The following is a 14265-nucleotide window of genomic DNA, read 5'->3' as shown; positions in this document are numbered from 1 at the left end:
CCGCTTACGGGCACTCTAAGGCATTGTTACTCAAAGGACCTTGTTATGCAAAGGACCTTGTTATTCAAAGGACATTGTTATGCAGATGACGATCTCTTTTCTCGGTGCGGCCCAGGAGGTGACGGGCTCCTGTCATCTTCTCGATATCTCGGGTCGTCAGGTGCTGCTCGACTGCGGCCTTATCCAGGGCGGGAAGCTCGATGCACTGCGCAATCACGAGCCCTTCCTCTTCGAACCTACAGAGATTCATGCCGTGGTGCTCAGCCATGCCCATATCGATCATTCGGGGCGTCTCCCTCTGTTGGTTAAGTCTGGCTTTACCGGCCCTATATATACCCATAAGGCGACGGTTGAGCTGTGTGAGGTGATGCTCAGGGATGCCGCCATGCTGCAGGTACGCGATGTGGATCGCCTCAACAAGAAGAGGGTGAAGATGGATCTACCGCCGCTTGAGCCCCTGTTCGACGAAGAAGATGTGGCGCTGGTGATCAAGCAGTTTGTCGCCCTGGATTATGGTCAGTCGGTACAGGTGGTGCCTCAGTTGACGGCTTGTCTAAGCGATGCCGGGCATATTCTAGGCTCGGCCGTGGTCGAGTTGTGGCTGGGGGAGGGAAGTGAGCGCAAGAAGCTGGTGTTTAGCGGCGACCTTGGGCGGGCGGGCATGCCGATTCTGGATGATCCTACGCTGATCGACGACGCCGATCTGGTGTTGATGGAGAGCACCTATGGCGACAGGTTGCACCGCAGCTGGGACGATACCCTGGAGGAGCTTAAGGCGATCTTCGCCAAGACGATCAAGGAGAGCCGCGGCAATATTCTGCTACCCGCATTCTCCGTCGGGCGGGCCCAGGAGCTGCTCTATCTGTTTCATCTCTATGCCAAGGAGTGGGCGCTGTCCAACTGGCGTATCTGTCTCGACAGCCCCATGGCGATCAAGGCGACCCAGATCTATGTGGCCAACTATCAGCTGATGGATGAGGACTTTAAGCGCTTCACCCGTCTGTCACCGGGCAAACATCCGCTGCTCTCGAATGTGGACTTTATCGACAGCACCCAGGAGTCGATGGAGCTTAACGAGATCCATCAGGGCTTGATCATCATCGCCGGTAGCGGCATGTGCAACGGCGGCCGGATCCGCAGCCATCTGGAGCATAACCTGGCCAATCCTCAGTCGGATGTGATCATCTGTGGTTTCCAGGCCCTGGGTACGCCGGGGCGCCTGCTGGTGGATGGCGCCGAGTCGCTCACCATACATGGTCGCGATATTCCGGTGAAGGCCAAGATACATACGGTCGGCGGGTTGTCGGCTCACGCAGATCAGGCCGAGCTTATCCATTGGTATCGACACTTTAAACACACGCCGCCGCTGATTCTGATCCATGGTGAGCGCGAGGCGCAGGAGCGGCTCAAGGCCGAGTTGGTGCCTGCGGGAAGCCAGTTGCCCCATGTGGTGATCGCCGAGCGTGGTGATACCTTAGACCTTACCGCCTTGCCGGAGCTGGTCTGGCTGCTAGACCGAGATTAGTCCGTTTCAGCTAGAGCCATGGGGAATAATTTCTGCTAGCTTAAGCTACAAGCCATCAGCTAGCCAAGGAAAGCCCCAATGGATGAACATATCGTCATACTTATCATTGCCTTAGTCGTGTTGCTCTACGGCTATATCTCTAAGTGGTTGGCGCGTTTCGATATCTCGGGTCCCATGGTGTTTACCGCCTTCGGCCTGCTGTTGTCCCCCTTCGGCCTGGATGTGACTCAGGTGAAGGTGGATGCCGAATTTGTCACTATCATGGTGGAAATCGCCTTGGTGTTGGTGTTGTTTAGCGACGCCGCCCTGCTGGATCTCAGGCTGCTTAAGCAGTCATGGCAGCTACCGGCGCGTCTGCTGTTTATTGGCCTGCCGATCACGGTCGCGGTTGGCACCCTGGTGGCGGGGCTCATATTTCCCGACCAACCCTTTCTCTATCTGCTGATGTTAGCCCTGCTGCTGACCCCCACGGATGCAGCCCTGGGTAAGGCGGTGGTCTCGGACCCTAAGGTGCCCAAGACGATACGATCCACCATCAATGTGGAGAGTGGACTGAACGACGGCATTATCTTCCCCGTGTTAATTACTGTGGTGGCCTTAATCATGAGCGGTCTGGAGCACGCCCAGGATCAACATTGGCTGGTCTACGTGATGCAGCAGATCCTGTTCGGCGCCCTGGTGGGCGGCGCCGTCGGCTATCTGGGTACCAAGTTGCAGATCTTCTGTTTCAAGCGTGATGGCATGGTAGAGACCTACCTCAACCTGATCCCCATCGCCTTGGCGATATTGGCCTTCTATCTGGCGGAGGAGTTTTCGGGTAATGGGTTTATCGCCGCCTTCTTCGCCGGTCTCTATGCCGGTAACACCAGCGAGATGGCCAGGGGGCATATCGAAGACTTTGCCGAGAGCGAGGGGGAGCTCTTGGTGTTGATAAGCTTCTTCATCTTCGGTCTGGCGTTTGTGCCAACCACGCTGCCCTATGTCACCATGGAAGTGATTATCTACGCCCTGCTTAGTCTGACCTTGCTGCGTATGTTGCCCGTGATGATCTCCCTGATAGGGACTAAGTTAGATCTGGCGACCCGTGCCTTTATCGCCTGGTTCGGCCCCAGGGGGATCGCTTCTATCCTCTATGTGCTGATCGTCGCCCACGAAATGGGCAGCATCAAGGGGTTCGAGACCCTCTATGCCGTGGTTACTGTGACCGTCTTGATGAGCATATTGGCCCATGGGCTATCGGCTCAGCCGCTGGCCAACTGGTATGCCAAACGCCACCGGCCTGCTGAGCCTGATACCGATGGCGAGGACAGTATTGTCTAGCTCTGCAGGCGATCTGTCTGACCGTCGAGTTTCTGCAGGCTCTTGAGGAGCATGTAGAGGCAGGTGCTCAGCAGACAGATGGCCAGGTAGATCATCATGCCGTGGCCTTTGTCGCTCAGGCTCAAGGCCAGCAGGGGGCCAGCCACAGAGCCCAGGCTATAGCAGAGCAACATCACCTCGGTCGCCGACACTATCTTGGTGCTCGGCAGCTTGTCGCAGGCCAGTGAGATGGCGATAGGGTAGAGGGCGAAACTGGCCGCCCCCAGGATGAAGTAGCTCAATCCCTTAAACGCCAAGGCGCTGCATTCTATGGCGCCGACCACACCGACCAAGCCCACCAGAGTACACATGGCCATCAGCAGACGCTTGTCCATCCGCGGCGAGAGATAGCTGATCAGCGGCTGCACCGCCATGCCACCTAAGATAATCGCCGCCATCAAGAGTCCCGTCTGGGTCGGCTCGTCTACCTGATTATCGATATAGACGGGCATCAGCCCATAGATGGGGCCGAGCAGCAGGCCCGAGACCAGGCAGCCTATGATTGCCGGGCGACTCAGGTTGGCGCTCTCCTTGAGTGAGAGTCTCTGCTGAGCCTGATGGGCCGGCTCTCCAGAACGGATCAGCACTGGGGCCATTATTGCCAGCAGGAGCAGGACGATGACAAACAGATAGGGTAAGACGCCCTGAGTGCCCAGTTCACCTATGGCCAGCTGACCGAGAGCGCTGCCGCCATAAAGCGCGGCCATGTAGATCCCCAGTCGTCTGGCGCGCGCCTTGACGCTATCGGCCATCAGTAACCAGGATTCGACCACCACGAAGACGCCCGCGACGGCGAAACCCGCGAGCAGGCGTGCCGTGAGCCAGATGCCGGCACCAGGCAAGAGCAACATGGCCACTATGCTGGCGATCAGCAGGGAGAGAAACAGCACTAAGCCGCGTCTGTGGCCCATTTTGGCGATCAAGCGCTCGACCCTCAATGCGCCGAGGAGCAACCCCAGATAGAAGATGCTGGCGAGCCAAGGGGCGAGATCCGGCGACAGGCCGAAGTTGCCCAATGAAAGGGGGATCAGGCTCATCAGAAAACCAGAGGCGACGGCAAAGAAAGAGAGACCTATTACGGGTGCCGTAGGATTGTTCGATTTACAGTTATCGGCGACGTCTAACACCAATAATCTCCAAATTAAGTCGGGTAAATGGCGCCTTGGAAGGGAGTGTTTGCTGGACTGCCATTTATTCACTGTTTAGCGGGAAGCGAAATGTAGTGCCAGCGAGGCGTTAAGTAAAGTGAATTTTGATGACTGATGATTTTTTGATATAAAAGTCGCAGTAATAGCGCTAATTTTGCCCTATAAAGTCATTCTGTGAATGATTAATACACAGCTGTTCTTGTTGAGTGACTCTAGCGGTTAAGCCTGGTGTGAGGCTTTTTTTAAACTTTTGCTGGCTGATATCCGGCGTTAATTGATAGTTTTTATGTTGCCAGATTGTTGTTTGTTGCCGTTATGTAGCTAAAGGCCGTAAATTTTTAAGTTAACGGCCAAATTTTTACCACTTTTATCCTGTCTTTTCTAAACTGGCTAGGCTAACCATGACCAGTTTGCAGCGATTCAGTTACTGATCTGCCAAGGTGAGCGCCACTATCTTAAGCGGATGATTGCCGTCGAAGGAAGGGAAGTCCTGGTGGCAATGGATCCACACGAAGCTGGCGACCTGCCGTCCCTGCTTCTCGACGCAGCGAATCAAGGCGTCGAGCCATGCCTGACGCTCTACCTTGGCGACGTTGTTGCAGCAGACTATGGTGCCGCCCGCCTTGGTGGCTAGCATGGCGGGTTTGAACAGGCTCTGGTAGTCGTTGATCAGATCCACAGTGCCGAAGGGGCTCTTGGCGAAACGCGGCGGGTCTAGAAACACTAGATCGAACTGACGCGGCGCCAGTTTAGGGTAGCTGGGGAGTTTCTGGTTGCGGCGTCCACCCACCTTCATGCCCGCCAGTTGGCGCATGGCGGGAAAGGCATCGCTCTGAATAAACTCGCACCTGTCGCTCACCCCATTGAGTTCGGCGTTGCGGCGGCCAGCGGCCAGGGCAAAGGAGGAGAAGTCGACGTTGGTGACCGATTCTGCACCGCCGACGGCGGCTGCCGTGCCTATGCCGCAGGTGTAGGAAAACAGGTTCAGCACAGACTTGTCTTGGCTGTTGGCCTTCACATATTCCCGGCCGACCCGCATGTCGAGAAACAGCAGGGGATCTTGCCCTTCGTGGCGTAACTTGCTGATGAAGCGGATGCCATTTTCCGTCATCTCCTGCTCGGCGCTGGCGAAGGCGTCGAGTTCAGGCGTCAGCGGGTTGAGAATACGCGAGTTTTTATTGGATCTATCATTGTAGATGACGGGAAGATCTTGAGTCTGCTTGAGCTCTTGGCCGAGGCTTTCAAGCTCCTCTTGGGTCAGGCTCTGGTGAAACGATTGGATCAGCCAGGCGTCGCCATAGCGATCTATGGTGAGTCCGTCTATCCCCTCGACCGTGCCGTGAAACACGCGAAAACAGTTGGTGTTGGCGGCTTGTGCCGCGGCGAGTAGCTCGGTTCTTTGGCTGATCGCCTGGCGCAGCAGGTCGGCGTTCGACATGATCTTATGATCCCTAATCGGTGGTATGCTGAGGTGAGCGCGGATCATAGCAAAAATTTGCCCCTTAGGGGCGATTAACTCAGACGTTAGCAAGAGGGCGAAGGGATGAAACTCGTGTTAGTCCATGGGATCTTTAACACCGGACAGGTGATGGGGTGGATGCGGCGTCAGTTTGAGCGTCAGGGCTATGAGTGCCTGACGCCGACCCTGGCCCCCTTCGATGGTCGCCGTGGAATAGCCTTTGCGGCAAAACAACTGCAAAGCCATATCGAGGCAGCCTTGGCCGAGGATGAGACCATCTGCCTCATCGGTTTTAGCATGGGCGGCATAGTTGCCCGTTACTACCTACAGCATCTGGGGGGCGAGAAACGCACCAAGGCGCTGTTTTCTATTTCCTCTCCCCATCATGGCAGCTATCTCGCCTGGCTGCCCTATCCGTCGCGGGCGATGCGTGAGCTGAGGCCAAAGAGTCAGTTGTTGTCTCAGCTCGCTGATAGCCAGGAGTGCCTGGAGGGGATCGCCCTCTACTCGTTTCGCACGCCTATCGATTTCACCATAGTGCCGAGTCGCAGCTCCCATTGGCCGGGAGCCGAGAATAAGGTGATCTGGCGACCGCTACATCTGTCGATGATCTTCAGTCGCCGGGTGGTGGCAGAGATCCTAGCTGGGGTGGTGCAGCTGTCGCCGGGTGGCGAGACTGCGCCACAGACCGGGCAGGGCTTCCAGTGAGCAGAGGAGTAGCCCCACCCAGATGAGGGCGAAGCTCACCGCCTTGACGCTATCGAACGTCTCATTAAACAGGAAGATCGCCAGCAAGAAGTGCATGGTGGGTTCTATGTACTGCAGCAGGCCGACCATGGAGAGGCTGGTGTGACGAATCGCCAGGGCGAAGAAGATAAGTGGCAAGAGGGTCACGGGCGCCGAGCCCATGTAAAGCAGTAGTGTGCCCGTGCCGCTCGAAAGTGCCTCGCTCTGGCCCGTGGCACTTAGCCAGAGCAGATAGCCGGCGGCGATCGGGGTGAGCAGCGCCGCCTCTATGGTGACAGAGGTGAGCGAGTCGAAGCGGATAAACTTCTTACACAGACCATAGAGGGCGAAGAAACTGCCCATGAGCAGTGCCAGCCAGGGGAGCTGACCATAGGCCATCACCATGTAGCCTATGCCCAGAGTGCCGAGCAGTACAGCCCATTTCTGGGCGACAGTCAGCCTGTCTTTTAAAAACAGCACCCCCAACCCGATAGCAAACAGCGGGTTGATGAAGAAGCCCAGGCTCGCCGCCAACACCTGGCCGTGGGTCAGTGCCCAGGTGAAGCTGTACCAGGAGACGCACATGATGAGTGAGGCCAGCGCGCACAGGGCGACCGAGGGAAGATTGGCCTTAAGCTGTGCCAGGCTGGGCAGAGGTTTGCCAAGCAGCAGAAAGACCAGCAGCATGAAGGGCACAGAGCAGAGCAGGCGAATCGCCAGCATCTCAGTGATATCCGCACCCGGCAGAAACTGATAGTAGAGGGGTAGGAGCCCCCAAAGTAGAAAGGAGACGATCGCCAGGGCATTGCCTTTGGCGCTAACTTGGGTGTGGCTGGGCATAGGGGCTCGTAAGTATTATTTGCTTATGTTTGTATTGGGTTGTGTGCTGGGCACTGCCTTGTCATCGCTCACTCGACTAACACTCAGATTGCCGAATTTAGCCCTTGGCCTGCTCTCGAAAAGTGCTAGCTGGTGAGGCACTAGCTGTCGACGAATTAGTAAGTGAGATGCTGAGTCACGTGGGTAAAATACCCGGCTTCATCTAGATGACTGAAAGTGTGGCGGATTTTCCCATTCCTATGGCTTCTTGGCTGTGAGCTTGATCACTCGCGATGCTTTTTGTTTTTAGCGGGAGCCTGGTCAGGCGGTATGGGAAAGACTTGCATGTCGGGGCTCGGTCTAAGGTACAATCTGGCCCCAGCAAATATCGTTGATGAGCCGAGAATGAACAAGATCCATGTACAGATGACCAAGGATGGTTCCCATACCCTGATGAGTAGCCTGTTTGACGACAGTTATCATGCCCATAACGGCGCCATCAGTGAGTCTGAACATGTCTACATCCAGTCGGGCCTTGCCGATCTGGACCCCAGCTTCGAGCAGGTGAATATTCTCGAGTTGGGGTTTGGCTCGGGCATGAACGCCATGCTGACACTAAAGCAGATGCTGGGCAGCGATGGTAAGCCGGGGAGGCTCAAGAGGCCGATACGTTTCGTGACGGTAGAGGCCTATCCAGTGCCTAGCGATGTGATCGCTCAGCTGAACTACAAGGAGCATCTGCCGCCTGCGCTGCAGGAGCTGTTCGATCGCCTGCATAGCGCGCCCTGGGGCGAAGATGTCACCCTGTTTCCCGGCTTCGTGCTGCATAAGATCCACGCCACTTGGGACAGTCTGGCTTTGCCGGATAATTCCATCAACCTAGTGTTCTACGACGGCTTTGCGCCCAGCAAGCAGCCCGAGCTCTGGACCCAGGATAACTTCGATCGTCTCTTTCCTATGATGATGCCGGGCGGCATGCTGGTAAGCTACTGTGCCAATGGCCAGTTCAAGCGTAATCTGAAGGCCGCAGGTTTTATGGTGAAGCCTCATCCGGGGGCCCTTGGACGTCGGGAGATGACCCGCGCCTGGAAGACTAAGCCGGGAAATGAAGAGTAAGCCGGGAAATGAAGAGTAAGCCGGAACAGGAAGAGTAAGCCAGAATAGTCAGGTGAGATCCGATTAAACTTGCCGGCTACCTCTAGCACTTTTTTGTTTGTAACAAGTCATTAACTGAACTTTCTTTTTCGCCGGGAATCGATAGATTAGAACCCAACTCGCTTCACATAGGGAAATGATCTGTGAAAATACCGGCAATTCGAGCCCTCACGCCTTGGCTCACCGCCAGCCTGGCTCTGCTCTGCTCCATGCAGGTCTTGGCCGATAAGGCGCCACTGGCCTTCGTCTCTCAAACCATAGATACCGGTTTTAAACTCACCCATCCGCTGGAGAGCCTCAACCTGGTCGGCGATGCCGACAAGGAGCTGCTGGCAATCGGCGTCGATGACCGTCAGACCAAATGGCTCGCCATCTATGGCTTAGATGGCGAAAGCAGCCAGTATAGGCTGCTGCATAAGATGCCTCTGCCTAGCGATCTATATCGATACGATGTGAGTGCTAAGCCAAAGCAGGCCAATTCAGATCAGGGCAAGCCACAGCAGGCAGATGCCCTGCAGTCTGTCTACTTCATGTCGCGCGCTCACCTTTCAGTGTTAACGGTTAGCGACCAGGGGCTGGCGCTTCGAGATCTGCTCGATGTAGCGCCGCTGGTGGTGAAGCCGCGTATCGAGTTTATTGCCCGCGGCGAGTTTGTGCGGGATCTCAACGGCGATGGCCGTGACGACTTTATCGTGGGCCAGTTTGAGCAGACACAGCTCTTCCTCAGTCAGGAGGATGGCTGGCAGCCCCAGACCCTGGCGATTCAGCCCAAGGTGCTGCTTTATCGCGATGGCGCCCGCTACAGCGAGACCAAGCTCTATTTTGCTGACATGGATTTCGATGGTCGCGACGACATCATCAAGGTGGGCGAGGGGGAGCTGGAGATCTATGCCCAGCATCAGGATGGCAAGTTCGAGAGCTACCCCAGATTTCAGCCCGTGAGTCAGGCGATCAGCGGCCTGGACTGGTGGGACAGGCGCGATGCCTATGGCGAGGCGCTGGATCAGAGCGATCTCGTTTATCGTAAGGTCGAGGCGCTGCAGGATATCGATGGCGATGGCCTTGTGGACATGGTGGTGCGCTACACCAAGAGCTCTGGTGTGCTGGATAGGGTCAACGACTATGAGATCTATCTGGGGGTGAAGGGCGATAAGGGAGTGAGTTTTGGCAAGCAGCCCCAGAGCGTGATCCGCGGCGATGGCACGCTGACGGGCTTCGAGCTGGTGGATATCGACCTAGATGGTCGCAGCGAGGTGCTGGTGTCCGGGTTCGATATCGGCCTGTCGCAGATCATCGGCGCCCTGGTGTCGGGCAGTATCGATCAGGACGTGCACCTGTTTACCATGGATGATAAGCGGCGTTTCGCCGCCAAGCCAAACATGAGCAAGTCGGTGGAGCTGAGTTTCAGCCTGACTTCGGGCCAGAGCGGTGCCCCCGTGGTAAAGCTGGCGGATATCGATGGCGACAAGCGTCAGGATCTGCTGCTCTCCGACGGGGATACAGAGCTTGATCTGTTTCTGGGGAGTGCCAAGGGCAAGCCCTTCGATCGTAAGGAAAGCCTCAAGCTCACCCTGCCTATCGATGGCGACATGCTCAGCAGCGAAGATCTTAATCTAGACGGTAAGGCGGATCTGCTTATCAAGTATGGCAGGCAGGATAAGGCCGAGCTGCAGAGCCAGTTTTTGGTGATCATGACCCAATAGCCCTTGGCTGTTTTGCCAGTTGTGTCGGTGACGGCAAGGTGGCTAGGACCTGGTGATACACTTTGTCGCAATTAAGCTGGGCTCGATTGGTTGGTAATAACCCGCTCTGCTTCAGTGAGTTAGCTCTCACTAACGTAACCCCCTCTCGAGGGGGCTGACTGGCTTAAGTTTTGTTTAATTTTTCATCGCTACTCTGAGGTCGAAGGTGACTCCTGGTCACCCAGAGACTAAGTGTAAGGGTTGTGTATGATAGGTTTTGGCAGCGCCAGCAGTTCTGCAGGAGCAGATGTCGCAGTAAATATCATCACCTACCTGGGAGCCGGATGCTTGTTGGTGGTGGTCATAGGGTTTGCAATTGCCCTGTATCAGGAGTGGCAGATGGTGCGCCGCTTCGATGCCGAGAAGCAGAGGCAGAGATTCTTCGATAGCCTCTCCAATATTACCCCGCGTTCCCGTTAGCGGCATACTTTCCTAGCGCCTTTTCGCCGCGCTATTGATTCGCCGGTGGCCGAGCTTAACAATTTTGTTGAGCTTGAAAGCCTAGTTAAGCGATAACCTGGCCTGTTCGGCGACCAGTGTCATGATTTCCCGATTCAGGCTGAGCTGCTGGCTCTGGCCTATCTCTTCCCGACCTAGCGCATTTAGCCGCGCATCTATCGCGCCCCGCTGTGGATGACCGCCTAGAGGGTGCGGGTAAGGCGCTTCTTCATGGCTTGGTTCCCCGTCGAATTGAGGTTGCCAAAAGGCGTCAGTGTCATTGGTGTGCCATTGTGTCTTGAGTGAAAACAAGGGAAAGCCTCCTAGTGCGTGACCGCGCTAGGATAAGCGAAACTTATGCCAATTAGATGACAGGCGAAAAACTGGGTCTTGAGTGAGCGATTACTCGGCTCAGCGCCTATCTTGCACCATCAGGAGGCATGGGTTGATGCAGGAAAGTGCAACCTGGCGATACACCCCTTGTCGCAATTGCTGAGGCTAAAACGCCACTGATAACGCTGACACAGGGCCTCGACTATCTCCAGCCCTAAGCCATGGCCCTGGGGGCGAGTGTCGCTGCTGCTCATACCGCGGCCCTGATCTTTCACCGAGATCCCCTCGTCATCGACGCTGATGTCGATGCGGCCGCTGTCGCTGGCGTTGATGGCGTTATTGAGCAAGTTGATCAGTAACATGCGCAGTACCGCCTCGCTGGGGGCTATCTGCGGCGTGGCATCTAGGGTGAGGCTCAATTGGATCTGTTTCTGGCTCGCGAGCGGTTCGACCTCGGCAAGGATCTGTTTCAGCTCTTTCTCCTGTAGCGGCCTGAGGTCGGGTGAACTCAGCCCCTTCTCCTGTTTCACCAGGCTCAGCAGCGCGTCTATGATGTGCTGCATATTGCTGGCGGCTTTGGCGATACGGCCTCGTTGTCGCTGCATAAACTCGGGTTTGCCTTCCTGCTCTAGCAGACGGCTGGCGCCTTGAATAATGGTCAATGGAGTTCTCAGCTCATGGCTGGCGTAGCGGGAGAAGGCTTGTTCCCGGCGGATCAGCTGGGCGATCTGCTGCTGATAATGGTTGAGGCTAGCGGTGAGGGCATGAAATTCCTGGGTGGCATCCTTGGAGACGCGAAAACTCTGGTCGGCCTCCGAATCCTCGAGCTGCTCGCTGATGGCGCGAATGGGCGCGATTAGCCTGCGGGTGAGCAATGTGATGGCAAAGCCGAACAGGGCAAACAGCATCAGGGTGACGGCCAGGATCACCAGGCTGATATTGTTCCACTCGTTGCGGCTCAGTTCCACCTGCTCGGCATTCATCACCAGAATCAGGGGGTGTGTCGCCTCGTCTTCGCCATATTGGCCGCGAAAGATGAAGATATCCTCCTTGAAGGTGTCGTGCAGCTCATCGAGAAAACCGACGGGCAGATCGATAATGCCCTGATATTCATCGGGTAAGCTGGCGGCATCGTTATAGGCGACGATAGTAGTGCTCAACACCAGCGGTGATTCGGCGCCCTGTTCGAATGCCGTTTGGGCGCTTGGCGCTATCTGTTCCAGACTGCGACGGTTGAGCTCATCTTCGACCCAGTAGAGGATAACGATACTCAGCAGATAGAGGATGGCGGCCACCAAGAGGGCGATCCCCCCGAAGTAGAAACTTAGCTTGCGAGTCAGACTCTTGGCGGTTTTTTGCACCAGTAGGGCCTCTATTGATTCACGTCTAACCGGAAGCCTATCTTAGGCACGGTGAGTATGATGGGGGTGTCGAAGGGTTTATCCACCTGATTTCTCAACTGGTACATGTGACTGCGCAAGATGTCGCTGTTGGGCGGTTCTTCCCCCCACAGGTGCTGCACTATCTCCTCTCGCTTCACCACGTTAGGGGCACGGGAGATCAGCAGGTGGAGGATCTGATAGCAGCTTGGCGTCAGCTGTAGCTTCTTGCCATCGCGATAGGCGGTATGCTCGGCGATGTTGAGGGTGAGCGGCCCGCACTGCTGGCAACCCTGGGCGACGCGCCCGAGCTGACGCTTGATCAGCGCCAGCAGTCGCACGTGCAGCTCATCGAGATCGAAGGGCTTAGTCAGATAGTCGTCGGCGCCACTATGAAAGCCTTGCAGCAGATCCTGTTTGTCGTCCAGCGCCGTCAGCATCAAGATTGGTACGCTGGAGCCTTGCTGACGTAGGGCCTTGGCCACGGCGTAGCCGTCCATCTTGGGCAGCATGAGATCCAGTACTATGGCGTCGAAGTGTCCTTCGGTGGCGAGGCGCAGGCCGAGCTCGCCATTGCTGGCATAATCTACCTGAGCTCCTTGGGATTCGAGATAGTCCCCCAGGACACCGGCGACATCGGCATTATCTTCTATGATGAGTATTTGAGTATTTTGCATGACAGTTCTCTGGCCGGATGACTCTACCTATCCTAGCGTGAAAAAGATGTCGATAACATTGAAATTCAAGCGCATCCGATTGGGCTTTGGGATGCGCTTACTGATCAATTTAGCAGGAACAGGGTCGCCAGGCCGAGGAAGGCGAACAGGCCGATCACATCAGTAACTGTGGTCAGCACCATGCCACCGGCCAGTGCGGGATCGACGTTAAACTTCTTCAGCAGCAATGGGATACAGGCGCCGGCCAGACCGGCCACCGTCATGTTGATCAGCATGGCGCCGCCGATCAGTCCGCCCAGAGCGATGTCGCCCTTCCACAGCCAGACGGCGGCAAACACCAGCATGGACCAGAGCAGGCCGTTGAGAAAGCCGATGGCCAGCTCCTTGCCGATCAGCCAGCGGGAGTTACTCTGGCCTATCTGCCCCAGGGCGATACCGCGGATCACCAGCGCCAGGGTCTGGTTGCCGGCGACGCCACCCATACTGGGCACTATGGTCATCAAGATGGCGATGGTAGCAAACTGCTCCAGGGTGTTCTCGAACATGTTGCTGACCGAGGCGGCCAGCAGGGCGGCAAACAGGTTGATGGTCAGCCAGAGGGAGCGCCTCAGGGTACTCTTGACCACAGGGCCGAAGGTATCTGTGTCGTCGTCCATCCCCGCCATCCCCATCATGGAGTGTTCGGCGTCTTCACGGATCACGTCGACAATATCGTCGATGGTGATACGCCCCAGCAGACGGTTGGTCTCCTCTTCGACCACGGGGGCCGAGACCCAGTCGTGACGCTCGAACAGTTGGGCGACTTCGCCGTCATCCATGCCCACGGGGATCCCTTCGAGATCGTCGTTCATGATCTCCCGCACCGAGGCGTTGGGGTCGCAGGTCAGCAGATCGGTAATGCGCACGCCGCCTAGCAAGCTGTCGCGTTTATCCACCACATAGAGGGTATCTGTGGCGTCGGGTAGCTCGCCGCGGATCCTCAGGTAACGCAAGATCACATCTATGGTGACATCGGGGCGTACGGTTACCGTGTCCGTGTTCATGATACTGCCGGCGGTGTCTTCCGGGTAGGAGAGGGCTTGCTCTACCCTGGCCCTGTCTTGCGCCGTCATCGACTGCAACACCTGATTGAAGACGCTGTCGGGCAGGCTACGCAGTATGTAGGCCAGATCGTCAGTGTCCATGCCTTCGGCCGCCTTGGCGACGCGCTCTGGGCTCATCTGGGTGATCAGAGTATCTTTGAGCTCTTCGCCCAGCTCGTCGAGGATCTCCCCCGTGTGCTGCTGATCGATCAGCTGCCAGAGCACCTGACGGGTGCGCGGCGGCGAAGATTCCAGGATGAAGGCGATATCTGAGGCGGCCATGTCGTGCAGCATGCTGCGCACATGGACAAACATGCCGCTGCCTAAGGCTTGAGTGAGCTGATTAAGGCGTTGATCTGTGGTTTCACTATCTAACACTTCGATCGGCATAGCTCCTCCTTTGGCAGTTGATTGAACGGCTTG

13 protein-coding genes are annotated in these 14265 nt (G+C 56.4%); 6 read left to right on the top strand and 7 right to left on the bottom strand.

Annotated features, from left to right (window positions below; all coding sequences use genetic code 11):
• Window positions 1–79 precede the first annotated feature (79 nt).
• Both K0I63_RS17180 and K0I63_RS17175 read left to right on the top strand, forming a co-directional pair.
• The gene (locus tag K0I63_RS17180; RefSeq protein ID WP_220081819.1) at window positions 80–1525 is read left to right on the top strand and encodes an MBL fold metallo-hydrolase RNA specificity domain-containing protein; all 1446 of its coding nucleotides are present in this window, start codon (window positions 80–82) and stop codon (window positions 1523–1525) included.
• 78 nt (window positions 1526–1603) lie between these two features.
• Window positions 1604–2845 carry a cation:proton antiporter gene (locus K0I63_RS17175; RefSeq protein WP_220081818.1) on the top strand — a complete coding sequence of 414 codons (1242 nt, stop codon included), beginning with the start codon at window positions 1604–1606 and terminating at the stop codon, window positions 2843–2845.
• On the opposite strand, the gene K0I63_RS17170 is transcribed toward K0I63_RS17175, so the two are convergent.
• Together K0I63_RS17170 and K0I63_RS17165 are read right to left on the bottom strand one after the other, a co-directional pair.
• The gene (locus K0I63_RS17170; RefSeq protein WP_220081817.1) at window positions 2842–4011 is read right to left on the bottom strand and encodes an MFS transporter; all 1170 of its coding nucleotides are present in this window, start codon (window positions 4009–4011) and stop codon (window positions 2842–2844) included. The genes K0I63_RS17175 and K0I63_RS17170 overlap by 4 nt on opposite strands.
• Window positions 4012–4456: 445 nt before the next feature.
• A complete protein-coding gene (locus tag K0I63_RS17165) occupies window positions 4457–5470 on the bottom strand; it encodes a class I SAM-dependent rRNA methyltransferase (RefSeq protein WP_220081816.1) in 1014 nt (337 codons plus the stop codon).
• Between the two features lie 105 nt (window positions 5471–5575).
• Here K0I63_RS17165 and K0I63_RS17160 point away from each other — a divergent pair, with 105 nt between their 5' ends.
• Window positions 5576–6199 (top strand): esterase/lipase family protein, encoded by a 624-nt coding sequence (locus K0I63_RS17160; protein WP_220081815.1) that lies wholly within the window; start codon window positions 5576–5578, stop codon window positions 6197–6199.
• Here K0I63_RS17160 and rarD read toward each other — a convergent pair.
• On the bottom strand, window positions 6131–7057 hold the full coding sequence (gene rarD, locus K0I63_RS17155; RefSeq protein WP_220081814.1) for an EamA family transporter RarD: 927 nt from the start codon (window positions 7055–7057) through the stop codon (window positions 6131–6133). The genes K0I63_RS17160 and rarD overlap by 69 nt on opposite strands.
• A 384-nt stretch (window positions 7058–7441) precedes the next feature.
• On the opposite strand from rarD, the gene mnmC2 reads away from it, so the two are divergent.
• The 3 genes from mnmC2 to K0I63_RS17140 all read left to right on the top strand — a co-directional run bounded on the left by mnmC2 (window position 7442) and on the right by K0I63_RS17140 (window position 10353).
• Window positions 7442–8152, top strand: a complete 711-nt coding sequence (mnmC2, locus tag K0I63_RS17150; protein WP_220081813.1) for a tRNA (5-methylaminomethyl-2-thiouridine)(34)-methyltransferase MnmC2 — start codon at window positions 7442–7444, stop codon at window positions 8150–8152.
• Window positions 8153–8334: 182 nt separating this feature from the next.
• On the top strand, window positions 8335–9894 hold the full coding sequence (locus K0I63_RS17145; RefSeq protein WP_220081812.1) for an FG-GAP repeat domain-containing protein: 1560 nt from the start codon (window positions 8335–8337) through the stop codon (window positions 9892–9894).
• A gap of 246 nt (window positions 9895–10140) precedes the next feature.
• The gene (locus K0I63_RS17140; protein WP_041406740.1) at window positions 10141–10353 is read left to right on the top strand and encodes a hypothetical protein; all 213 of its coding nucleotides are present in this window, start codon (window positions 10141–10143) and stop codon (window positions 10351–10353) included.
• A gap of 81 nt (window positions 10354–10434) precedes the next feature.
• On the opposite strand, the gene K0I63_RS17135 is transcribed toward K0I63_RS17140, so the two are convergent.
• From K0I63_RS17135 to mgtE, 4 genes are all read right to left on the bottom strand, one after another.
• On the bottom strand, window positions 10435–10683 hold the full coding sequence (locus K0I63_RS17135; RefSeq protein WP_011867115.1) for a hypothetical protein: 249 nt from the start codon (window positions 10681–10683) through the stop codon (window positions 10435–10437).
• 119 nt (window positions 10684–10802) lie between these two features.
• Window positions 10803–12065, bottom strand: coding sequence for a sensor histidine kinase (locus tag K0I63_RS17130; protein WP_220081811.1), 1263 nt, complete (start codon window positions 12063–12065; stop codon window positions 10803–10805).
• 11 nt (window positions 12066–12076) lie between these two features.
• Entirely contained in the window at window positions 12077–12760 is a 684-nt protein-coding gene (locus K0I63_RS17125; RefSeq protein WP_011867113.1) for a response regulator transcription factor, read from the bottom strand.
• 104 nt (window positions 12761–12864) lie between these two features.
• On the bottom strand, window positions 12865–14232 hold the full coding sequence (gene mgtE, locus K0I63_RS17120) for a magnesium transporter (protein ID WP_011867112.1): 1368 nt from the start codon (window positions 14230–14232) through the stop codon (window positions 12865–12867).
• Window positions 14233–14265: the final 33 nt, after the last annotated feature.

The sequence above is a fragment of the Shewanella rhizosphaerae genome (assembly GCF_019457655.1).
In the GTDB taxonomy this organism is placed as follows: Bacteria; Pseudomonadota; Gammaproteobacteria; order Enterobacterales; family Shewanellaceae; genus Shewanella; species Shewanella loihica.
The sequence above is the reverse complement of the archived record's forward strand: the minus strand, read 5'-3'. Positions and strand labels throughout refer to the sequence as shown.